This is a genomic window from Mesorhizobium sp. USDA 4413, assembly GCF_056280365.1.
Genome location: NZ_JBVPRP010000001.1, coordinates 4,314,624 through 4,336,639 on the forward strand (window position 1 = coordinate 4,314,624; position 22,016 = coordinate 4,336,639).

A 22,016-nucleotide genomic window follows, 5' to 3' on the forward strand; every position below is an offset into this window, starting at 1 on the left:
TCCGGAGCGATCGCTAGACCCGTTCGCCGTTCTTCACGCGATAGGTCGGCTTGTACATCGTCACCAGTTCCTCGGCCGCGGTCGGGTGCACGGCCATGGTGCGGTCGAAGTCCTCCTTGGTAAGGCCAGCTTTCAGCGGGATGCCGAGAAGCTGCGCCATCTCGCCGGCATCGGGGCCTAGAATATGGGCGCCGACCACCTTCCTGGACGCGCCGTCGACCACAAGCTTCATCAGCATCTTCTCGTCGCGGCCGGACAACGTATGCCGCATTGGGCGGAACGAGGCGCGGTAGATCTCGACGTCGGGAAAGCGCTTGATCGCCTCGTCTTCCGATACGCCTACGGTGCCGATCTCCGGCTGCGAGAACACCGCCGTCGCAATGGTGTCGTGGTCCGGCGCGGTCGGATTGTCCTTGAAGGCGGTCTCGATGAAGCACATCGCCTCGTGGATGGCGACCGGCGTCAGCTGCACGCGATGGGTCACGTCGCCGATCGCCCAGATGTTGTCGACATTGGTGCGCGAGTACTGATCGACCACGATCGCGCCCGTTTTACTGAGTTCGATGCCGACGCCTTCCAGGCCCATATTCTCGGTATTGGGAATACGCCCGATCGCCAGCATGACCTGGTCGACCGTTAGGGTTTGGCCGGAAGACAACAGCACGTCCAGCCTGCCCTCCGGGGTCTTGCGCACCCATTCCGAAACTGCGGGGCAGAGGATCTTGATCCCCTTTTTCTCCATCGTCTCATGCAGCGAGCGGCGCAGATCCATGTCGAAGCGGGTGAGGATCTCCTGGCCGCGGTAGACCAGGGTGGTGTCGACGCCCAGACCGTGGAAGATGTTGGCGAATTCGACGGCGATGTAGCCGCCGCCCTCGATCATGATCGCTTTCGGCAACTCCTTCAGATCGAAGGCCTCATTGGAGAAGATGCAGTATTCGTGGCCTGCCAGCGCCGGATGCGGCGCTGGCCGACCGCCGGTAGCGATCAGGATCTGGTCGGCGCTGACGGTGCGATCTTCGGCGACCAAGTAAACCAAGTGCGGATCGACCAGCACGGCGCGCGAGTGGAAGGTCTCGCCGCCGGAGCCTTCGACATTCCTCTTGTAGACCGCCTCGAGCCGCGCGATCTCCTTGTCCTTGTTGGCGACAAGCGTCTGCCAGTCGAAGCTCGCCTCGGGCACGGTCCAGCCATAGCCGGCGGCGTCGGCGAAATGTTCGGGAAACTGTGAAGCATAGACATAGAGCTTCTTCGGCACGCAGCCTCGGATGACGCAGGTGCCGCCGAACCGGTACTCCTCCGCAATGGCGACCCGCTTGCCGAGGGAGGCCGCCACCCGGGCCGCCCTCACCCCGCCAGAGCCGCCGCCGATGACGAACAGATCATAGTCATAAGCGGCCATCGCTTGGGCTCCTGCGGATGAGAAAAGACGGGTCACAGGTAGGCCGCAAAGCGGCAAAAGAAAAGCCCGGGCGAACCCGGGCTTTGTGGTCCAGCGGCTGCTGGCCGGCGATGCGGATCAGTTCTGCGAGTCGTCCGCAGGAGCTGAATTGTCGGCGGGAGCTGAATTGTCCGCCGGAGCGGAACCATCGGCCGGCGCCGTGGCGGCCGGAGCCGGTGCTGCCGGCGCCTTGGCCTTGGCCGCGGCGGCAAGCGTCTCGCCGACCTGCTGCGCCAGATCGCGGGCTACGCCGTTCTGCCAGATGTCGGCGGCCTTCACGAGGTCGCGCGTCACCGCGGGGCCGCTGTCCAGCAGCTTCTTGCCGGCTTCCGAGCTGTAGAAGGTGGCGATGTCGTTGAGGTCTTTCTCGGAGAAAACCTTGGCATAGGCCATGGCCGCCTCCTTTTCGAGGTCGGCGCGCCGCGAGGCAAGGCCGAGTGCTTTCTCGGCCACGGTCTTGCCGATCAGCTCCTGCATGTCGGGGTTCTTCTGGATGAGCTGCGACTCCAGTGCCGCAGCCGCCTGCGGCAGGATGTTGTCGAAAGAGTCCGTGGCGTGGATCGCCGCGACCGCAGCGCGAGCGGCCTTCAGATGCGATTCGCTGATATCCTGCGCAAATACCGGCGAGGACAGCGCAAGGACGGCCGAGGCCGCCAGAAGCATCGTAAGGCGGCGAACTCGTTTAGGCAACATCATGGTCGATAGAACTCCCTGGTTTCAGGCTGCATGGACGGTTTCGATACCGTCGCCGCCGGCGATGATGGCCGTTGACGCCAGCCCGATGAATAGACCGTGCTCGACAACGCCCGGAATGGCGAAGAGAGCATTCGAAAGCGCTCTTGTATCCGGAATGCGGCCAAAAGATGCATCGAGGATAAAGTGGCCGCCGTCTGTAACAAATGGCTGCCCCCCCGTCATCCTCAATGTAACCGGGCCGGAAAGGCCGTGCTTTGCCGCGGCGGCCCCGATCGCTATCTCGGTGGCGCGCAGGCCGAATTTGTTGACCTCGATCGGCAGCGGGAAGCGGCCGAGGGTCTCGACCAGCTTGGACTTGTCGGCGATGACGATCATGCGAGCGGACGCCGCCGCGACGATCTTCTCGCGCAGCAGCGCGCCGCCGCCGCCCTTGATCAAGGTCAGGTTCGGGTCGACCTCGTCGGCGCCGTCGATGGTAAGATCGAGTTCCGGCGTGTCCTCGAGCGTGGAGAGCGGCACGCCGAGCTCGCGGCAGAGTGCCGCGGTGCGCTCCGAAGTCGGCACGCCGATAACCTTGAGGCCGGTCGACACCTTCTCCGCCAGCAGCCGCACGAATTCTTCCGCCGTGGTGCCGGTGCCGATGCCAAGCCGCATGCCGCTGCCGACATGGGCGAGCGCTGCCCGCGCGGCTTCGACCTTCAACTGCCTTGCATCCATGGGGACCCCGATTTCGCCGGTTTCGCGCGCCTCCTAGCATTTTTGCCTGCCCCGTCAAAGGCCGTCAAAGACCCCCGCTGTGGACCGATCGAGGCTTCTTGCTTGAACCCGGCCCTCCCTGTATCGGCTACGGCAATTCAATCGCCACAGGAACCTCCCATGCCGCGCCCGATCATCGTCTTCGACCTGGATGGAACGCTGGTCGACACGGCGCCCGACCTGCTCGACAGCCTTAACCATAGCCTGGCGGCAAGCGACCTCGCCGCCATCGACGAAGCCGGTTTCAGGCGCTTCGTCGGCCATGGCGGCCGCGTCATGATCGAACGCGCGCATGCCGCGCAGAACAAGGCGCTGGCGGCCGAGGAGCACGACCGGCTCCTCAAGCTGTTCCTCGACCATTACACGCTGAACATTCCCGGCAAGTCCCGCCCCTACCCCGGGGTCATCGCCGCGCTCGATCGTTTCCAGGCCGCCGGCTACCTGATGGCTGTCTGCACAAACAAATACGAAGCGAATTCCGCGACGCTGATCGGCGCGCTTGGCATGTCGAACTATTTTGCCGCGATCTGCGGCCAGGACACATTCGCCTTCCGCAAGCCCGACCCGCGCCATCTCACCGAGACGATCCGGCTCGCCGGCGGCGATCCGAACAGTGCCTTGATGGTCGGCGATTCGCAGACCGACATCGACACCGCCAAGGCGGCCGGCATTCCCGTGGTCGCAGTCGATTTCGGCTATACCGACCGCCATGTGCGCGAATTCGAACCGACCCTGGTGATCTCGCATTTCGACGCGCTGACGCCGGAACTGGCGGAGCGGCTGATCGCAGCGGCGCGCTAGGCTCGCAACGCTAACTAAATTGGTGGAACTCGTGGGATCATCCAACTTTTTCAGAAGGTTGGATGGTGGGCGATGCAGGGATTGAACCTGCGACCCCACCCGTGTGAAGGGTGTGCTCTCCCGCTGAGCTAATCGCCCGCTCGTCGCCCGAAGGCCAAGCGAGCCGCGATATAAGGGAGGCAGGCTCTCGAAGTCAAGGCGATCTGCCGACGATCTTTCAAGGCCTCCAAACCTCGATCACGCAGGCGCCTAAATCAGCCCCCGTCTCACATTCATGCGCGTCACCGCCGTCACCAATACGGCGCCGGTCATGAAATAGAGCGTGGCGATGATGTGGCCCTGGTGGAAATGCAGCCCGGCAAACAGCAGGGCAGTGACCACGGCAAGGAAGGCGATGACGCGGGAGAAAGCATCGGGCATGGGGCGACCTTGTGCAATGTGTTGAGTGGCCGCCCTCATTCAGCCGCTCGCTCCATAGAGCGGTTTTTGGTTTTTCGCAATCGGCTCGGCGGCGAACGCTCAGGCCAGATCCACTTCCACCCACAGCCCGCCCGGCCCGCGTGCCGCATCGCGGGGCGCGCTGCGCACTGCCTGGATTGAACCGGCCGGCACGGCAAAACCCGGCCTTCCGTTCTTGTCCGCCAGCCATGCATCATCGGCGCGGATGACGCGGCCCTTCGTCTTCGTCTCGAGCGCGGTCAGGATGCCGTCATAGGGCATTTCGCCCCAGTGCACTTTCAAGGCGTCGCCCTTGTTGGTGGGGACGAAGGCCGAAAGGTCCGCATTGGTCAGCAGATCGAAACCCTGTTTTTCCGGCGTGGCGTTCTGGCTGCCGTGATGGGCGACCTTGAGATAGACGGTGCGCGCCAGAAGATCGGCCGACGTAACGGTGCCCTGCCCCACTGGCCATGTCAGCTCCTTCCAGCTCAGCCAGTTACCGATCTGAGCGTCGCCTGGGAACAGCAGCACCCGGCCGCTATCGATGAACTCGAAGGCAAGGACGAGGCTGGTATTGTTGACGCCACGGTCGAGCTGCAGCGCAAGGTCTGCGGCGATCGCCATCCAGTCGGCGTCGACGCGCCGCCAGGACTGGTCGCGGTCCTCCATGGATGCCGCGCCCGAAACCGGCCCGGAATAATGTTTGCGGACAAAGGCGCCGACATCGATGGCAGGATCGCTGCCCCTGTCACCTTGCAGCGCTGCGGAAAGCGGCGTGCCGACATTGCGCTCGAACGGACTGAGCTCGTCGACGTAACCGGCATCGGCCGCCTCGTTCATCTTAAGGCCGCTCACCAGCGCCCGCGCGAACGGGCCGCCGCTGGCCAGCGGGAACATCTCGCTCGCCTTATCCTCCAGCCGCAGCGCCGCCTTGTCGCGCGGCGGGCCGAGCACATAGACGCGCAGGTTGGGCAACGCGTCGATCGTCACCGGCGGGCCACCGGGCTCGAAATAGGTCGGCGATGGCTTTTGCGAAAGCTTGGCCGCCGCGTCGCGGGCCGAGCGCACCCGCTCGCCCGCGGCGCCGAACTGGAAGCCGAGCACGGACTGCAGGCCGTCGCGGATGCCGGCCATATAGGCGCTGAGCCCCTGCATTCCATCGAGCTTCTGGCCCACGCCTTGCAGCGCGGCGATCGCCTGGCCCTTGAACTTGTCGAGCTCCGCGGCCCCGGCATCCGCAGGATTCTCCGTCCATGCCATCCAGACATCGGCGACGGCAAAATCCTTGAAAAGGTCCTTCGCCGTCAGAAAGCCGGAGACATGATCCCAGTGTTCGTGTGTGACGACGAGAATGTCGATCTTGCCGCCGGTCTCCTTCTTGAGGTCGGTGACGATGTCGGCGACCAGCGCCGAGCCGCCCGCGATCGAAACATGGATGCCGCAATCGATGAGCATGCGGAAAGGCTTTCCATCCGCCCTCTTAAAGGTAAGCAGATGGCAGTCGCCGATGCCCTGGCAATAATGCCGCACGGTAACGCCCGATGCCGGCGCGACCGCTGCGGCGGTTTTTGCCGGCCTTGTCCTCGTCGCCGGCTTCCTAGACATGGTCGTCATCTCCGTCGCTGGCATGCAGCAGGGCAAACGGCTCCGACACTTCGCCGCCGAAATAGAGCGCCCGCAGCGGCGACAGATAATTGGCCGCCATTGTCCCGGCCTGGCGCTTCTGCCGGTCCGTGCTGCCGGTATTCTTGATGATCGAGTAGCGAATCTCCTCGAAGCCCTCGCGCGGGTCGATGATGATCGTGGCGCCGCCGCGGAACCAGAAGAAGCCGTCGCCCTTGGACATGCCTTGCGGCATCGCCGTGCCGTCCGGCGCAACCGGAATGCGCTGCTGGATGACGGCCACCACCTCGACGCGGAACGAGCCATCCGGCTCGACGCGACGCGTCGGGCGCACGCTGTAGATGTCGAAGGTCGTCTCGCCCTTCTTCGGCGCATGCATGATCGTGCCGTCCTCATTGTAGCGCGGCAGATCGGGCAGCAGGCCGAACTGCTTGTAGAGATCCGGATTGGAGGCGAAGGCCTTGTGCATCGCCTTCCACAGCGCGTAGCGGTTCTTGTCGTTGAGCGCGAAGATCTCGGCCCGCTTCAATTTCTGGTTCCAGCCGAGGTCGATCTTGCTGAGCAGACCCTTCAGCCAGGAAGGCGATGGATCCTCCGGCGCGCTCCAGGCAAGCGTTTCCTCCGAGATGGTGCGGACGTCGCGCGGCAGAAGCTTCCATTTTCGGAACGATTCCAGGAAGGCCAGGCGATAGTGCAGCGGGTCGTCCGGGTAGGCGTCGCGGTCGGCGGTGATCAGCGCGCGCAGGTATTCGCCGAAGGTGATGTCGACGGAAGGGCAATAGTCGAGCGCGCGGATGCACATGGTCAGCATCTGCCTGGCGGTCTTGGCGACCTCGTCGGTCAGACGCTCGACCAGGCTCGGATGCAAGGTGCCCGCCGGCAGGATGCCGGAGCCGCCGGTGGCAAGCTGAATCAGGTCGTCGGTGCGCCGGTCGGCGATGGCCAGGAAGGCCTGGTAGACAGCGAAGACCAGGATCGAGCCGCGGTCATGCGCCTCGAAGGTCTTGTCGTAGTCGAGATCGGCCATGCCGGCGCCGCCATATTCGCGCAACGGCCCGGCCCGGCCGCTGCCTTCCCCGAACTGCTTGGCGATGCCCGAAAGCAGCGACGCGGCCGACAATTCGCCTCGCGCCTTGCCAATTTCGAAGCTGACCAGTTCCTTGAGCGTAAAATGCTGGAACAGCGCGACGATGTCGGCGAAGGCCTCGTGGAAGGCCGGCACATCCGGGTTGGACGCTTCCTGGAAGCGGCGATGCAGCCCGTCGAGCAGCGCGTGCGACATTTCATGCGCGACGATGTCGCTGGACAGGCACGAGAACACCGTCGTTCCGGGCGTGGTGACATCGCCCTCATTGCTGGTCGCCGGGAAATAGCCGAACAGCAGCGCCTTCTTTTCCGGGCTGTAATAGGCATTCTCGGCGCGCAGCGCATGCGGATAGATGCGCAGGCGCGGCACATAATGCGCTTTAACCGTCATGTCGCCGGCGCGGCCGGGAGCCTCGGCATAGTGCGGCGCCCACAATGCCCGCCGGCCGAGCGCGCGCTCGAAATGGCCGATCGTGGTCATGGCGACGGCGTAGACCATCTGCTGGTGGAATTTCGGATTGCCTTCCGAAGGCGGCAGACCGTCCTGCGCCAGAAGCACCTTGTCGTTGAGATCGACCGGGTCGTAGACGCGATCGGACGCGGGGTCCACATCGATCACTTCGAGATATTCGCCGATCGGACCGGGCAGCAGCGGCCTGTCGGTGGCCGGCTCGTCGTCCCACGGCACCGAAAGCGTCGCCTGGTAGACCGAAACCGAGTCCAGCCGCTTGGCCACCGAAGGATCGAGGGCGTAGATACGCAGGCGCCGTTGCGGCGGCGGCAGAGGCCGCGGCTTGCGCTTGATGGCCGGCGCTGGGCCTGTAACCGGCGCAGGAAGGGGGGCGCTGGCGCCCGGCCGGCCGAGCAGACTTTCCAGAAACGCCTTGAGCGGCTTCGACGGATTGCCCTGGTCGAGCGCTGCTTCCAGAAAACGGTTGCGTGCCGCCGCCGAAACCTGATCCGGATCGCCATCCGGGTCGGCGACCGCCTGTTCGACTGCCGTCGAGCGTTGCGCCATCTGCGTCAGCTCCAGCGCAAACATCTTCCGTTGGCGCAGCATCGCCGGCGTTGGCGCCGCCAACGAATTCCCGCCGGTCAAGAGGTCAAGCCAGCTCCATGTGTAGGTAGCCGGCGCGAGTTTAGCGAGACTTCCAGCCGCCGGCGGCAGGAAATCCAGCGCATCGAGAGCCCGCAACACGCCTTGCCCGATCTTCTCCTTCGTCTCCGCCGCATCCATCTTGGCAGTCGATTTCAAGGCCTTCGAAAACAATGCCTTGCGCACCGCCTCGATGCGCATCCAAGGCTGCGGGTAATTCTTCACCACGTCCCAATGCTCGGCGAGCCAGAGAGCTGCCGCGGCGGCGACCTGCGGGGTCGCGGCCGAGGTGCCGCTGCCGTCCATGTCAACCACCTTGCGGCAATCGATCTCGGCCCAGGGGACGTTCGGCGTGTAGGCGCCGAGCGCCGTGTTCATCTTGGAAGGCGGCCCGTAATTGCCTTGCATGGTCCCGAGAGCGAGCCCGCCATAGGCGCGCCCGTCGCCCATCACGCCGCATGCCGCAAGCACTCGGTTGTAGCGGGCCGGATAGACGATGCTGCGCGGCGTGAAGGTGAAATTGTTCCCGGCCGCAGTAACCATGACCAGGCCGTGGTCGTAGGCGAGGTTGACGGCGTCGACCAGAGCCTGCGAGGCGAGGCCGCCCATGCTCATCGACAGCACCTGCGCCCCCTGCTGGCGCGCATAGTCGATGCCTTGCACCATCGTGCCGCTGGTCAGCCGCACCACCCAGTCAGCGATGCGCACCGGCAGGATCTTCGCCAGCGGTGCGCCGCCGACGAAATCGGTAAAGCCCGGCCAATGCGGCGAAGTGCCGTCGAGCTTGTTGCCGGCAAGCAGGCTCAGCGTGCCGGTGCCATGGCCGCGATTGCTGGTGAGCGTGCCGGCCGGAGCGTGGTCGGTCGCGTTATCCGGACCGGTCCCATCGTCGACGAAGTTGCGCTGCTGCGCTGTTAGAAGCCCGGCCGGCAGGGTCTGGTGGCCCGGATCGAAACCGGTATCGAGATGGGCGATGGTGATGTTGGCCTGCTTGGCGCCCACCCTGTTGCGCGCCGCCGCGAACTGGCTGAAGTCCGGCGCGGCGTTCCAGGCGATACGTCCCGCGACCACCGCCTGCCCGCCCTGTGGGTCCTGATCGTCGAAAGCGCAGACGGGACTGGCGCTTGCCGCCATGCCGCGGTCGCCGGCGCCGTTCCTGTACTCCCATTGCTGCACGATATCGGGCTCGACCGCGAGCACCTCCCTGCCAGCGGCCGCAAGTGCCGGAGTTCGGGCGAGGAGATCGTGGGCGTGGTCCCAGGGATTGTCCGTATCGGCGACATCCGTGGCCAATCGCAACCAGGTGGCGCCGCGATCTCCGGCCGCGGCCGGACCTGCGCCATCGACACCAGGCGGCAGGGCAAGGATCGGTTCGGCTTCGATCCCGCCGATCCGGAGCGGCCCGCCGCGCACCGCGAATCCCGCGCCGTCGCCACGAACTTTGACAAGGAGTCCCTTCGCGGCAGCCATGGCACGCCCCTTCCCCAAAGTGAACCATGACGCCGACCGTCCGCTCCAGTCAAGCCAAGGTTCGGCCGCGCTTCGATTGATCTCTTTGCCGACTAGGCAATCATGCAGCCTGTCATTGAAAGCAAAGCCGACCGAGACATGAGCCCACATATTTCAGGAACGACAGTCCCTCCGGCGCACATGCATATCTGTGAGCGCCTTCACATACGCCATACAGGGCTGCGTGCAGATATTGCACCGGCTTCTCAAGCAGAAATTTCGATCACCTAGCCATTTTCAGATTTGCTGTCTGCGCGCATGGGGCACCTCCCACCCAAGCGCGCGGACGGCGCTTCCAAGATCGGCCCGCAACCGCCAGTGCGTCCGGTCTCCTTGCAGTTTGCCGGCTTGTCCAATTTCGGCGTGTCGGGCGTGACATCGGAACGTCTTTCCGGCGCCTGCCGATTCGGTCAGCCACCATAGAAGGAGACGACGCTTTGATCGAGCACGCACTTATCCTACAATTTCCGCTTAACGAGAGGCGGAATCGTATCATGGCTACAAACGGCGCGGACGACAGGAACCTGCCGCGCCTGGCGCGCATCGACCCGCGCCAGTTCGACCTGCTGTTCAGCGGCTGCAAGCTGGAGCGCTATGCCGCCGGCCAGCATTTGTTCGTCCAGGAGGATGCGTCCGACCGCATCTACGGCGTGATGAGCGGCACAGTCGAGATTTCGATCTATTCGCCGGGCGGCCAGAAGCTGGTGGCCAATATCGAGCTGTCGCGCAGCCTGGTAGGTGAGATCGGGGCACTCGACGGGCGCCCGCGCACAGCGACCGCCATCTGCCTCACCGCCTGCGAGCTGGTTTCGCTGAGCCGGACACAACTCTTTGACCGCATCGAGAAGAACCCACCTCTCGCACGCGCGATGATCGAGTTGCTGTGCGCAAGGCTGCGCTGGGTCAGCGGCGAGCTGGGCGACCAGGCCTTTTTCGGCATCGAGGCGAGGCTGGCAAAGCGGCTGGTGTTCCTGAGCGGCGTCATGGCCGACGCCGCGGGCTGGATTCCGATTTCGCAATCGGAGCTCGGCGAGTTCCTCGGCGCCACGCGCGAATCCGTCAACAAGACGCTGAACGACTGGCGCAACCGGCAGATGATTGCCATCAAGCGCGGCGGGTTGCGCATCACCAACGTCGCCGCGCTGAACCAGATCGCCGAATCGCAGGACGACGACTGAACGATCAGGCTCGGCGGGTTCGCCGTAGCAGGCTCGGCGGGTTGGCCGACGCTGTTTGGCGCCCTCGCCCTGGTTTCTGTCGTCTCGACGGCACGACGAAGCGCCTCGGCCTTTCGGTCACAGCCGCGAAATCAGAAAGCGCAGCGCCGAGCGGCTCGGCATGAAGAAATAGCCGCCGCCCTTCGTGGTGACGAACTGCGGCACATCCTTGAGCACAGTCACCTTTTCCCAGGACGGGATCGAGAATCGGCCGCCGCCGCCGCGCGCGCCGATCGTCGGATCCGTTTCGTCCACCAGGCCCTGGAACGAGTTCGACGAAACCCATGTCTGCTGGATGAACTCGTACTGGCGTTCGATGTCGGCATTGAGGCACATGAAGAGCAGTCCCTTCTCTGTCTTCCCGCCCTTGCCCTTCTTCTCGTAGGTGCGGCCCACGCGCAGGATGCGGTGGCGCTTGCCGATCCTGATCTGCGTCCCGCGGTCCTCGCCGAGCGAGTCGCGCGGGTTGGAACGGCGTATGTGGGAGCCGAGCGGACAGGCGTGCCCTTGCGGGTCTTCGGCGCCGAGCGCGAAATCATTGTCGACGCCCCGGCCCGGACGCCCGTTCGGATTGCGCACCAGCGAACTGCCGTCCTGCCAGCGGCCGAGCATTTTTGCCGCCACCCAGCGCGGCGTGATGGCCGCGTCGCCGGTCTCAGCGGCGGCCTGAACGGCGGCCTTCCGGCAATAATCGTCGAACAGTTCGACGTGCTGCTGGAACTGGCGCACGACGAGGAAGGTGCCGTTGCGACCGAAATCGCGCGGCGGAGGCGGCTGCCCCGGAATCTGCCGGTTGCGCCGCACCTGCGACAGGATCCCGGTCCGATCCAGCGCCGCCTCGACCGACGGCGAAGCAGGGTAGAAGCCATGCTCGTCGCGATAGCCGAACAGGAATTCGCCGGGCGCGACGAGATGCATGGGCGCGGCTCCCTTGGCGGCGCGCGCCGTGCCCCGAACAATTGGCTGCGAAATGCCATCCGTGAAACCGAAATGCTCGACCGCCCGCTTGCCGTCGCGCTTCACCTGCAGCGGCAGCTCGGCGGTCACCGACATGCCGGCGCCTGCCGTCTGCCGCTTCATGGCCGCGATCTCGGCCTTCAACGTGGCTGGCATCTCGGCGTAGCAGACGATGACGAGGTCGACGGGATTTTTTGGCGAGCCCCACTGCCATTTGTCGGGAGCGTCAGGGCCGGTATCGTTGAGGATGCGGCTGCGCTCGGGCGTTCCCATGCCTTGGCGGAAAGCGACCGGGAACGTCTCCAACGGCTCGTCGTCGACGCCGCCTTCGAGCCCCAGCCGGCGCAAGCCGTTGGGACCGAACGCCACCATCATGGCGCGGCCGGCGGGCACACCGTCGCCGAAGCTGGTTTTTTCGATCACGACGTTGAGCCACGCCTTGCGCTTCGCCGCCGGCAAACCCTCCGGCACCCGGATACCGAGCATATGCGCATGGCCGAGCGCCCCGAACGGCCCGAAGAAGATCGATTGGATTTCCCCGGATTCCAGCTCTTCGAGCGGCGCGGACGGGGGTTCAGCCAGACTGGTCGCGTCCGCCGGCCGTGCTTGCGGGCGCGGCAGGGAGCCGAACAGGCTTAGCCAGTCGCGCGCCTCGTTGCCGGTGGCCGAAGCGATGCCGCGTCTGATCCTGGAGTTGATGCGGATACGGGTGGTGTTGAGATGCGGATAGGCGCTGTACCAGAACAGCGTCGGCACCTGCTGGCGCCGCGCCCAGCGCTTGAAGCGGTCGCCGTCGCGCGCGCCGTCGAGGAAGAGCCAGCGCGTGCGCGGATAGCCTTCGGTGTTGCTCCATACGCCGGTCAGGCCGGCCGAGGCCTTGGCGATGAAATCCTCGAGATAGCTTTCCCAGCTGCCGCCGTAATTCGAGAAGAACACCAGCTTGTCGGTGCCGGGCAACAGCACCCAGCGGGCGAAATGAATGGTGTTGATGGTGGCGAGGAAGCCCGGCCTGAACACTTTCTGCGCCGATATCGATATCAGATAGAAGGAGAGCCGCAGCGCCAGCCGCCGCAAGATCCCCGGCTTCATCGTCGAGATCGCCGTCAGGTTGTTTTGCGCGGTGTGATCCTCCTTGGCGAGGATCTTTTCGAGCGCGCCGATATTGACCGGGGTGTTCGCCGGCCGGTCCTTGTCCTCGAGCCGCCGCAGCGCCAGGAAGCAAAGGCCCACGAACAGGAGGAAGATGGCCAGCAGGCCGAGCACCGAAAGCAGAAGCGCGGCGCCGGCAATCGCGATATTGGCGAAGGTGACGCCATGCGGATTACCGAACACGAGCACATAGGTCATGCGCCAAAAGGCAAGAACGACGACCGCCACCGTGGCGAACATCGCCGGGGTCAGCAGCGTCGTCGTCAGCGCGCGCGCCCAGTGGCCCGGCGGCCTTTCCAGCAGGCTTTCGGCGGGCTCGAACGCCCAGCCGAATTGCCCGAGGCAGCGCACATGCCGGCGCGCTTCGGCAAGCACATCCATCGCATTGCCGTTGCCCGCGCGCGGCTTCTCGACGATCTCACGCACGCTGTCGGCGAGCTTGGCCTCGGCCAGGATCCGCCGGACGGAATGCCCCGGCGTGCCGGAGAAAACCAGCCCGGCGGCGCTGCCGAAGGAAGGCGATATGTCGATATGGTTCCTCTTCAGGAAGTCTTCCAGCGGGCCGCCATCCGGGAGGCCGCAGACATCCCTGAAGATAGGCCGCAACCGGTGACCGATCGATTGCGCGATGGCCGCAATGACATCGTCGGTGCTGCCATCGCCCGAGATTTCGAGCACCAGCGCGCCGGTTTCGCTCCCGGTTTTCTCGTCCCTGCCGGTGGGAGCGACGGCCAGGCTGGTGAAATGAATGGTGCCGACCCTGTCGAGCGCGGCGCTGAGCTCGCCGACCGCCGGATTGCCGAGATCCGCGACCTTGTCGCGCACCGCATCGAGCGGCACCGATCGGGTGATCGGGCAGACCACCGTCACCATCGACTGATCGGCGGTGCGGCAAAGCGGTGAGCGCTCGAAATCGACCTTGAGGCTCGCCGGATAGGCGCCGACATTGACCATCTTGCCGGCCCTGCCCCGCGCGCGGGCAAGCTTCGGTTTGCTGAACAGGGCGCGGACGCATTCGCCGATCTGGATGCGGGCGATCTCGGCGCCGATGCACAGATGGATGCCATAGCCGAATACCATGTAGTCGCGATGCGGGCGCGACGTGTCGAACTGGTTCGGCCGCTGCACGATCTCCGGGTCGAACATGGCTGAAAGCGTCGCCGGCATCACCACCGTTCCGGCCTTGACCAGGCGCTCGCGGCGCGTGCCCTTCCCGATGACCGCGTCACGCCTGGTGTAGCGCCACGGCCCGATCCAGATCGGTTTGAAACGCATGGCTTCCATGACCGCCCGGTCGAGCTTGCCGGTATCGCCGGTCGCGATTGCCTGATCGATGGCCTGTCGCGCATCGCTGCGCGACAGGATCACATCCAGGCAGTTGCCGCCGGCAAGCACGTTGGTCGGCACAAAGCCGGCGACCATGCCGAGCATGATGGAATGGATGTCGGGCAGCGACAGGCGCCCCTGATCCATCAGCCCGACGAGGCGGGCCAGCGGCCGGTCGTCCTTGCCTGACCTTTCCCTGATCGCGGCGATCGAGCGGTCTATGACCTTGATCAAGCGATCGCCGCCGACCACGGCGAGCTGGCGCGTGGTAGGGTTTGCCGTCGGGTCGGAGAAGAACAATGCGCTGAGCGCGATCGACCAGTCGGCGAATTCGGTTTCATCGTCGATCTCAAGGCCGAAATAATCGCGGCAGATGCGCACCGGCACGATCTTCATCAATCCGGCGATGGCGTCGAAGCCGGGGCTCGCGCGGGTCATGATCTCGCGCGAGTGATGCTCGGCGATCGGCCTGACGGCGGCTTCGACTTCCGCCGGCGGGAACGCGCTCAGCACCGCCGATTTCATCTGTCGGTACGCGGCGCCGTCCTGCATGCCGAGAATGAAATTCGAGCCCCGGGCGAGTTCGGCCATTTCCGGCCCGTAGGGCGTCTCGAACTCGTCGCCCCGCTCCAATATGTCGCGAACGTCTGCGCCCTTGGTGACGAGCAGGAAATTGCCGAAGCCGAAATTCGGCCAGAAACGGCGCAGCAGCGCCAGCAGCCAGCGCGGGTCGCCAAGAAGGAAGCCGGCGATGCGGGAAGCAATGCCGCTCTTGGAACGCAGGCGATTGATGTCGAAAGGCGGCATCTCGGCGACCGGACGCTGGCTCTTCTGAGCGGCGCGGACGGCGGCGAAATATTTCAAAGTGATCATCGCGTTCAAGCCCCCCGGCTGTCCACGTCAATGCGATGCCGGCATCGTTCTGGCCTAGGTTTGCATCGGTCCGGCGTATGTGAATTCGCTCACAGTCATTTGTTAGTCTACCCAGTGATCATGCTGCGGACTTGGCCAGATCGAAATTGCCGATCAGGAAATTGTTCTTGGCCGGGTCCACGAACGGTATCCAGCGTATCCTCTGCTCGGAAAAATCGGGGTGCCTGGTCATGAAAATCGCAAGCTCGCGCGCCGCTTCGTCGCGCCGGCCGCTTCTCATCAGCGCGCCTATCTTCAGGAACCTGGCGTAGAAATAGCCCGGCGAAAGGTTGAGCGAGCGCTCGGCGGTGGCGATCGCGGCCGGCCAGTCCTCGACGAAGCAATAGGCCGCGGCCAGTTCCCCCAGATTGTGGAAGCGATAAAGGTCGAACGGGCTCAACCGATCGGTGTCGAGGAAGAATGGGATTGCCCCGGTCGCATCGCCAAGCAAAAGCCGCGCGCTGCCCATGGCCGAGCGGGCGAAGGCAAAGCTCGGATTGATGTGGATCGCCTCGGCAAGGTGCTCAGCCGCCAATGCCGGCAGGCCGCGCATGATGTCGGCTGCGCCGAGATAGGCATGCGGACGCGCATCGAGGCTGTCCATCAGCAGCGCCTTGCGTGCAAGCGTCTCGACTTTCTCGAGATCGTCGCTGTCGCCGAAACGAAGCCACGCCCGCCAGAAATACCACCATGCGAGCTCGTTGAGCACGGCGCTCGAATTCGGATCGTCCCGGTAGGCTCTCTCGAAGAATTCGAGGGCAATGTCGGTGTCGCGGCGGGTGCGCCTGTTCATGTGCCAACGGCCACGCCTGACCAATTGCCAGGTTTCGAGGCTTTCCCACGGCACCTGGAACGTGCGCGCCTGCTCGGCGCGGTCGACCTCCTTGTCGAGGATGGAAACGATCTCACTGCCGATCTGGTCGCGCAGGCTGAAGATGTCGACGAGATCGCGGTCGAAGCGTTGCGACCAGACCAGGCGCCCGTTCGAGGTGTCGGTGAGCGACGTGTTGAGGCGGATCTGCCTGTCGGACTGCGCCAGCGTGCCGCTGACGATGTAGCGCGCGCCGAGCGCATTGCCGATGAGCCTTGTGCCCAGGCTGTCGTCGCGAAACTGGAAGCTGGAGCCCTTGGCGATGACCGAAAGCCAGCGCGTGTTGGAAAGGCCGTATATGATATCCTCGGCGATGCCGTCGGCCATATAGCCGACATCGGGTTCGCTTCCGTTGCCCTGGAACGGCAGCACGGCGATTGCGGGGGGGCCTTTGGCGATCGGCCTGTAATGGCCGGGCGTGGCGGAGATGGAAGCCAAGGAAGCCGCCGCGACGGGGCCGTTGCCGCCGCGGCCGGCGATCAGGACCTGCACCGGCAAGGCGATGTTCTTCAGGCTGAATTCGCCGAGATCGGTGAAGACGGCCGACGTCTTGTCCTTCACGTGATGCCATGTCGTCGCCGAGATGGCGACGCCGTCATGCGGCGCGAATTCCTGCAGCCGGGCTGCGATGTTCACGTCGTCGCCATAGAGCCGGCCTTCCCGGACGATGACGTCGCCGGTGTTGATCCCAGCGCGGAACGGCATGCGCATGTCCTCAGCGACCGCGGCATTCAGCGCCGCGATCCGGGACTGGAAATCGAAGGCCGCGCGCAGGGCTTCGATCGGGGTGCCGAATTCGGCCATGATGCTGTCGCCGGCATCGCCGAACGTGCGCCCGCCAAAGGCGCCGCAACTGTCGGCGATGATGTCGCGTCTTTCCTCGAAGGCGGCGACGGCGAGCTCGTCGTCGATGCCCATCAGTCGCGAGAATCCTACGGCGTCAATCGAAATAATTGTCGCAAGCTGACGGGTATAATTCCGTTCAGCCATGATCGAGCCCCCAGTCCCCGCTTCCAGTCCAGAACAGGCGACCTGCGCTCAAAGAAACACGTCGCCGTCTGCCGATGGAGATCCCCGGCAGGTCCGGCGCGCCGTTGCCACCCTGTTATGACCAGAACTCTATCAGGGTCTTGCCCAAAGCTCTACTACGAACAGCTAATATGACAAACTCGCCATCCGGCGCATGGTTAGTCCTTCGTTACATCGAGCGGCGTCTCCAGGCACCGCTTCTAGCTTTTGAAATCAAACCACCTTTCGCGCCAAGCGATCCCTGAATTGGTTCCCGGCGGACATGGATTGGCCGTATCAAGGCAAACGCTTCGGGAAGCGTTATTCTTACGCAGCGGAACCAACCTACCCAGGTGCGAGTTTCTGACCGCATTTGCCAACCGAGATTTGAGGGCTCTCATGCGCACTGTTGTTTTGGCAACCGGGATCGCGGTCTTCCTGGCCGCCGGACCGGCCTCCGCGGCGGATGACAAACCACTGCCGCCGCAGAATGCCAAGAAGCTCTCGGAAATCGTCGCCAAGGTCGAGCACCGCACCGACTTCCGCTATGTGAAGGAGGTCGCTTGGGATAGCGACGGCTACACCGTCACCTACTACACCACGGACAAGGCCAAGGTCCAAATCACCTACGACCCGGTGACCGGCGAACCCAAATAGGCTGCCTCGCCTGCCCGCCTTGACGTCCCGCCAGATCTACCGAAGCACAGACCCTGCCCGGTTTTCCTACCTCTGTGCTTTGGCACTGAACACTCCTGTGCCGCGCGCGAAAACCCGGCGCGACGGACCACACTTGCATCGATAAAGCTTTGGTGGCTGACTGCCCGTCATGATTGCGGGCACGGGGGTGCATGGCAATGATCGGATACGTCCTGAAGCGCATCCTGATGGTGCTTGTCGGCTATCTGGTCGCTGTGCTTATCGGGTTGATCGCCGTGGTGGTGATCTACGCGGTATTGAGCTCGCTGCCGAACACGCCAGCTTATTTCGGGCTTATGGAGTTCACGCCGGTCGCCGTTCTGGTGGTGCCGCCGCTCGGCATGTTCGTCTATTTCCTGACGATTATCCTGACGGGGATGCAGACGCTGGTCTTTGCCCTGATTGCCGAGCTCTTCTCCATACGCAGCTTTTGGCTGCACATGGTCTTCGGCGCTGCCGCCGCGGCTGCCGGTTTCATGCTGATCTGGCCCGATGCCACCGATGACCCGGAACGCTGGGCCGACATGGGCATTGTCGCCGGCGCCGGCCTGGTGGCCGGCCTGGTCTATTGGTTGATCGCCGGCCGCGACGCCGGCTTCCGCCGGCCGTTGGTCAAAGCAATTCCAGGAAAAGTGTGAAGCGGTCAGGCTCGGCGGGTTCGCCGTAGCCCTCCGTCCGGAATTGCATCAGAGTAAAAAGCGGTCAGCTTGCCGGCGTGCGCACCGCTTCGGTCGCGTCCAGCGCCTGCATCAGCTTGGAATCGCGGTCATAGACGTCGTCGAAATACTCGACCTTGCCGGACATGTCCGGCCAAGCAGTGAAATAGGCGACATAGACCGGGATGACGCGCGTGACATTCTCGGTCGAATGGCCGTGCTTTAGCTTCTCGGCGATATCGTCGACCGTGGTGCCCAGCACGGCGGCGGCCATGCCGCGCGGATCCTGCAACCGCACGCAGCCATGGCTGAGCGCCCGCATGTCGCGCGCGAAGAACGACTTCTGCGGCGTGTCGTGCATGTAGATGGCATGCTTGTTGGGGAAGAGAATCTTCAGCTCGCCCAAAGCATTGGCCTCGCTTGGCTGCTGACGTACGCTGAACGGAATGTTGGCGCCATACGCGCCCCAATCGACCGCCGCCGACGGGATACGCTTGCCGCGCGAATCCGTCACCTCATAGCCTGCGCGGTCGAGATAGCCCGGATCGCTGCGCAGCCTTGGCAGCATCTCGTTGACGATGATCGACTGCGGCACGCCCCAATAGGGATGGAAGTCAACCTGCTTGATCTGGTTGTAGAAGAAGGCGGTCTGGTTGGTGACCCGGCCGATGACCGCGCGGGTCTTCAGCTTCTCCTCGCCATTGTCGATATAGCTGGCGGTGAAGGCGGGCTGGTTGATGAAAACGCGCGGGCTGCCGAGATCCGACGGCATCCAGCGCAATTCCTCGAGCGCCACCTTGACCTTCTCGATCTTGTCGGCCTTCGACGTGCCAGCCAGCGAAGCCACCGTGCGCGGGCCGATAACGCCGTCGCCCTTCATGCCGGCGCGCTGCTGCACGGCCTTGATCACCGGCACCAGCTCCGGTTCGTACACCTCGCTCTTGCCCAGCCTGGCGAGAACTTCGCCGTAACTGCCGCCCGTCTCATCGTCGAGATTGCGGGCGATCAGCGTCAGCAATTTGGGCAGTTCCGGGCTGCTCTCGCCGGGCTTAAGCAGCAATTTGGGATCGACGACGATCTCGTTTTCCTCGCTGGTCTCGAGCGCCTCCAGTTCGACGCGCAGCGCCTGGTACTCGGCATTTTGCGGATGCCGCGATTCCAGATAGGTGCGGACCTCCTGGGTATGCGCCAGCGTCTTCAGCGCACCTTCCAGATCGAAGGGCTTGGCCGGGAAATCATAGTAGCCGGTCATCCGGTTGGGGTCGACGCGGCCGCTCTGGGCATCATGCGCATAGCGCAGCACACGCGCCGACAGCGCCATCTCGAAGCGGACCAGCTCCTTGGTCCGCTCTTCCGGCGTGGCGGAGCTTGAGGAAGCCGGAACATCGACGGAGTAGTCGGCTGGCGTCAAGCCGTAGCTCGCCGCCTCGCCCAGGGCACGCACCGCATCCTGCGCCCGGCTGTTGGGGGCATTGTCGCTCACCCAGATGAAGTCCGGATTGGCCGAATAATAGGCGATCAGCGCCTTGGCGATATCCGGCTCGGCGAACAGCTCGTAATCGCTCAAGCCTGCGACGGCATCGCGGAAGCTGTTGCTCGTCACCGACGGAACAAAGGCCGCGTCCTGCGCGGTCACCGGCTGGGGTGCCGGCAGCAGCGACTTGAAATCGACCCGCACGAGCTTGTCGGCCCTGTAAGTATTGTAGGTCGGGCTGCTGATCCTGACGCTGCCACCACCCTCTCCGGCGGGCACAGCCGGCCGTATCTTGCGCGGCTTCGGCGGCGGCGGAAATTCGCCTTGCGGGTTGTGCCGGATGCCGCCGCCGAACAGCATGTCGAACAGCCCTTGCGCGCTTGCCGGCTGCTGCCCGAGGGCAAGCGTTGCCGCGATTGCCATCGGCAGGACGGCTTTTTTGTTCCCGAGGATTTTCATGCTTCACCCGCACCGGTTGAAACCGGTTCCCGTTCCGTGCCGCTGGACGGTCCCGCCCTCCGCATTGCGGATGTATGACGTGACTATACCGATTCATACTGATTTCGTTAAGCTTCCATAAATTTCCGGAGCCATGTTGCAGAACGGTTTCACATCATCGTGAGACCCAAAGCGGCGATTGCTCCGGACCCCACGCGCTCGCAAAGCTGTCGAAAAAACAATCAGGCGTTGGCGCCGCCATCCATGGTCAACGACGCCCCGGTGACGAAGCGTCCTTCGGGGCTAGCCAACCAGGCCACCATTCCCGCGATCTCCTCGGCCTCGCCGAAGCGCGGTGTTGCCATCTTCCGGCGCTGGTGCTCCGCATGAGGCCCATTGGCGGGATTCATGTCCGTGTCGGTCGAACCCGGGTGGACAACATTGGCAGTGATACCGCGCGGACCGAGGTCGCGCGCCAAAGCCTTCGTCAGTCCGATCAGCGCCGCCTTGCTGGTCGAATAGGCGCTGAGGCCCGGATCCGTCACGCGCTCGGCCAGATTGCTGCCGATCGAGATGATCCTGCCGCCATCCGCCATATGCCGCGCCGCAGCCTTGGAGGCGACGAAAGGCGCTCTGAGATTGACCTCCATGCTCTCGTCGAAATCGGCGAGCGACAAGACATCGATCGGCGCGGCGCGCCAAATGCCGACGCTGTTGACCAGGATGTCGAGCCGCCCGAACGCATTCATTGCCCGGTCGACGGCGCTCTCGATCGCCCGGGCATCGCGCCCGTCGGCCTTGACGGCGATGGCGCGCCCGCCGGCCGCCTCGATTTCATCGACCACGGCGCGCGCCTGCGCCTCGCCATTCACATAGGTCAAGGCGACGCTTGCGCCGTCACGCGCCAATCTTTTCGCGATGGCTGCGCCTATACCACGGCTGCCGCCGGTGACGAATGCAGCCTTGCCGCGCAACTGGTTGGAAGACATTGGATTCTCCTTTATGTAGCGATCGATACATAAATACCTGCCAAGCTTGCCGAATGCCGTCAAGTGAATTATGTATCGATCAACACAGAAATGAGCCACCAGAAGGACACCGTGTCGGAAAGAGGTCGCCCGCGCAGCTTTGATCGAGCCGCCGCCTTACGTCGGGCGATGGAGGTCTTCTGGGCCAAGGGCTATGAAGGCGCCTCGGTCAGCGACCTGACCGCGGCCATGGGCATCAATTCGCCAAGCCTCTACGCCGCTTTTGGCAGCAAGGAGGCGCTCTTCCTCGAAGCAACCGACCTCTACACGCGCAGCGAAGGCACCGATATCTGGTCGACGCTCGAAGAAGCCCCGACCGCGCGGCGCGCGATCGAGGGGTTTTTGACTGAGACCGCCCGGGCCTATTCACAGACCGACCGGCCGCAGGGTTGCCTGATCGCGCTCGGAGCCTTGCATCAGGATTCGACGCAGGGGCTGATCTGCCAGGATCTGCGCCGCCGACGCGCCGAAAATCAGACGGCGCTTGAAAGACGTCTAGAGCGGGCAGTGGCTGAAGGCGAACTGCCTGCCGGCTTCGATTGCCAGGCCGCGGCCACCTTTTTCGCCACCGTACAGCATGGCATGTCGATCCAGGCGCGCGACGGCGCAACCCATGCCGCCCTTATGGCGACCGTTGCCGGCGCCATGGCGGCATGGACGACGATGGCCGGCGCTAGAGGATGATCCCGAAAAGTGGGAATCGGTTTTCGGAGAAACATTATGCTCCAACAAAGAGTTAGACCGTGATGGCGATTCAACGAAGGTCATCACGATCTAACGCCTGACCCCGTGACAAACGTCAGGCTTTGTGATCGAAATTCCGGCGGCCCCGACGAAC

General features: G+C 64.2%; 15 protein-coding genes and 1 tRNA gene. 5 read left to right on the plus strand and 11 right to left on the minus strand.

Annotation, left to right across the window (positions count from 1 at the left end; all coding sequences use genetic code 11):
- Positions 1-13: 13 nt before the first annotated feature.
- From gor to rpiA, 3 genes are all read right to left on the minus strand, one after another.
- Positions 14-1,402, minus strand: coding sequence for a glutathione-disulfide reductase (gene gor, locus ACVMIM_RS21100; protein ID WP_476114313.1), 1,389 nt, complete (start codon positions 1,400-1,402; stop codon positions 14-16).
- A gap of 117 nt (positions 1,403-1,519) precedes the next feature.
- The gene (locus tag ACVMIM_RS21105) at positions 1,520-2,137 is read right to left on the minus strand and encodes a DUF2059 domain-containing protein (RefSeq protein ID WP_476114314.1); all 618 of its coding nucleotides are present in this window, start codon (positions 2,135-2,137) and stop codon (positions 1,520-1,522) included.
- A 21-nt stretch (positions 2,138-2,158) separates the two neighbouring features.
- Positions 2,159-2,854 carry a ribose-5-phosphate isomerase RpiA gene (gene rpiA / locus ACVMIM_RS21110; protein ID WP_476114316.1) on the minus strand — a complete coding sequence of 232 codons (696 nt, stop codon included), beginning with the start codon at positions 2,852-2,854 and terminating at the stop codon, positions 2,159-2,161.
- A gap of 159 nt (positions 2,855-3,013) precedes the next feature.
- Here rpiA and gph point away from each other — a divergent pair, with 159 nt between their 5' ends.
- Positions 3,014-3,694 carry a phosphoglycolate phosphatase gene (gph, locus tag ACVMIM_RS21115; RefSeq protein WP_476114317.1) on the plus strand — a complete coding sequence of 227 codons (681 nt, stop codon included), beginning with the start codon at positions 3,014-3,016 and terminating at the stop codon, positions 3,692-3,694.
- 63 nt (positions 3,695-3,757) lie between these two features.
- Here gph and ACVMIM_RS21120 read toward each other — a convergent pair.
- The 4 genes from ACVMIM_RS21120 to ACVMIM_RS21135 all read right to left on the minus strand — a co-directional run bounded on the left by ACVMIM_RS21120 (position 3,758) and on the right by ACVMIM_RS21135 (position 9,407).
- A tRNA-Val gene (locus ACVMIM_RS21120) sits at positions 3,758-3,832 on the minus strand.
- Positions 3,833-3,943: 111 nt separating this feature from the next.
- Positions 3,944-4,114, minus strand: coding sequence for a hypothetical protein (locus ACVMIM_RS21125; RefSeq protein ID WP_167449170.1), 171 nt, complete (start codon positions 4,112-4,114; stop codon positions 3,944-3,946).
- A gap of 99 nt (positions 4,115-4,213) precedes the next feature.
- On the minus strand, positions 4,214-5,737 hold the full coding sequence (locus ACVMIM_RS21130; RefSeq protein WP_476114319.1) for an MBL fold metallo-hydrolase: 1,524 nt from the start codon (positions 5,735-5,737) through the stop codon (positions 4,214-4,216).
- On the minus strand, positions 5,730-9,407 hold the full coding sequence (locus ACVMIM_RS21135; RefSeq protein WP_476114320.1) for a S8 family serine peptidase: 3,678 nt from the start codon (positions 9,405-9,407) through the stop codon (positions 5,730-5,732). Before ACVMIM_RS21135 ends, ACVMIM_RS21130 begins: the two co-directional genes overlap by 8 nt.
- Positions 9,408-9,940: 533 nt before the next feature.
- Here ACVMIM_RS21135 and ACVMIM_RS21140 point away from each other — a divergent pair.
- Positions 9,941-10,624, plus strand: coding sequence for a Crp/Fnr family transcriptional regulator (locus ACVMIM_RS21140; protein ID WP_040994812.1), 684 nt, complete (start codon positions 9,941-9,943; stop codon positions 10,622-10,624).
- 117 nt (positions 10,625-10,741) lie between these two features.
- On the opposite strand, the gene ACVMIM_RS21145 is transcribed toward ACVMIM_RS21140, so the two are convergent.
- Positions 10,742-14,968 (minus strand): cytochrome P450, encoded by a 4,227-nt coding sequence (locus tag ACVMIM_RS21145; RefSeq protein WP_476114321.1) that lies wholly within the window; start codon positions 14,966-14,968, stop codon positions 10,742-10,744.
- 118 nt (positions 14,969-15,086) lie between these two features.
- Positions 15,087-16,868, minus strand: coding sequence for an adenylate/guanylate cyclase domain-containing protein (locus ACVMIM_RS21150; protein ID WP_476114323.1), 1,782 nt, complete (start codon positions 16,866-16,868; stop codon positions 15,087-15,089).
- 417 nt (positions 16,869-17,285) lie between these two features.
- Between ACVMIM_RS21150 and ACVMIM_RS21155 the strand changes: the two genes are divergently transcribed.
- Positions 17,286-17,543, plus strand: coding sequence for a PepSY domain-containing protein (locus tag ACVMIM_RS21155; RefSeq protein ID WP_476114325.1), 258 nt, complete (start codon positions 17,286-17,288; stop codon positions 17,541-17,543).
- A 197-nt stretch (positions 17,544-17,740) separates the two neighbouring features.
- Positions 17,741-18,220, plus strand: a complete 480-nt coding sequence (locus tag ACVMIM_RS21160) for a hypothetical protein (protein WP_476114327.1) — start codon at positions 17,741-17,743, stop codon at positions 18,218-18,220.
- Between the two features lie 64 nt (positions 18,221-18,284).
- On the opposite strand, the gene ACVMIM_RS21165 is transcribed toward ACVMIM_RS21160, so the two are convergent.
- Positions 18,285-20,171, minus strand: coding sequence for a L,D-transpeptidase family protein (locus ACVMIM_RS21165; RefSeq protein WP_476114328.1), 1,887 nt, complete (start codon positions 20,169-20,171; stop codon positions 18,285-18,287).
- Positions 20,172-20,392: 221 nt separating this feature from the next.
- Complete coding sequence (locus ACVMIM_RS21170; protein WP_476114330.1) at positions 20,393-21,139, minus strand: 3-oxoacyl-ACP reductase family protein; 747 nt, start codon at positions 21,137-21,139, stop codon at positions 20,393-20,395.
- 111 nt (positions 21,140-21,250) lie between these two features.
- Here ACVMIM_RS21170 and ACVMIM_RS21175 point away from each other — a divergent pair, with 111 nt between their 5' ends.
- Positions 21,251-21,862, plus strand: coding sequence for a TetR/AcrR family transcriptional regulator (locus tag ACVMIM_RS21175; RefSeq protein ID WP_476117322.1), 612 nt, complete (start codon positions 21,251-21,253; stop codon positions 21,860-21,862).
- The last annotated feature ends 154 nt before the right edge of the window (positions 21,863-22,016 follow it).

What these genes read in the sequence shown, in the direction of transcription:
- ACVMIM_RS21170 (WP_476114330.1), bottom strand. Translation starts at nt 21,139, where the DNA reads ATGTCTTCCAACCAGTTGCGCGGCAAGGCTGCATTCGTCACCGGCGGC.
- ACVMIM_RS21105 (WP_476114314.1), bottom strand. Translation starts at nt 2,137, where the DNA reads ATGATGTTGCCTAAACGAGTTCGCCGCCTTACGATGCTTCTGGCGGCC.
- ACVMIM_RS21155 (WP_476114325.1), top strand. Translation starts at nt 17,286, where the DNA reads ATGCGCACTGTTGTTTTGGCAACCGGGATCGCGGTCTTCCTGGCCGCC.
- rpiA (WP_476114316.1), bottom strand. Translation starts at nt 2,854, where the DNA reads ATGGATGCAAGGCAGTTGAAGGTCGAAGCCGCGCGGGCAGCGCTCGCC.
- ACVMIM_RS21130 (WP_476114319.1), bottom strand. Translation starts at nt 5,737, where the DNA reads ATGTCTAGGAAGCCGGCGACGAGGACAAGGCCGGCAAAAACCGCCGCA.
- gor (WP_476114313.1), bottom strand. Translation starts at nt 1,402, where the DNA reads ATGGCCGCTTATGACTATGATCTGTTCGTCATCGGCGGCGGCTCTGGC.
- ACVMIM_RS21165 (WP_476114328.1), bottom strand. Translation starts at nt 20,171, where the DNA reads ATGAAAATCCTCGGGAACAAAAAAGCCGTCCTGCCGATGGCAATCGCG.
- ACVMIM_RS21135 (WP_476114320.1), bottom strand. Translation starts at nt 9,407, where the DNA reads ATGGCTGCCGCGAAGGGACTCCTTGTCAAAGTTCGTGGCGACGGCGCG.
- ACVMIM_RS21125 (WP_167449170.1), bottom strand. Translation starts at nt 4,114, where the DNA reads ATGCCCGATGCTTTCTCCCGCGTCATCGCCTTCCTTGCCGTGGTCACT.
- gph (WP_476114317.1), top strand. Translation starts at nt 3,014, where the DNA reads ATGCCGCGCCCGATCATCGTCTTCGACCTGGATGGAACGCTGGTCGAC.
- ACVMIM_RS21150 (WP_476114323.1), bottom strand. Translation starts at nt 16,868, where the DNA reads ATGGCTGAACGGAATTATACCCGTCAGCTTGCGACAATTATTTCGATT.
- ACVMIM_RS21160 (WP_476114327.1), top strand. Translation starts at nt 17,741, where the DNA reads ATGATCGGATACGTCCTGAAGCGCATCCTGATGGTGCTTGTCGGCTAT.
- ACVMIM_RS21145 (WP_476114321.1), bottom strand. Translation starts at nt 14,968, where the DNA reads ATGATCACTTTGAAATATTTCGCCGCCGTCCGCGCCGCTCAGAAGAGC.
- ACVMIM_RS21140 (WP_040994812.1), top strand. Translation starts at nt 9,941, where the DNA reads ATGGCTACAAACGGCGCGGACGACAGGAACCTGCCGCGCCTGGCGCGC.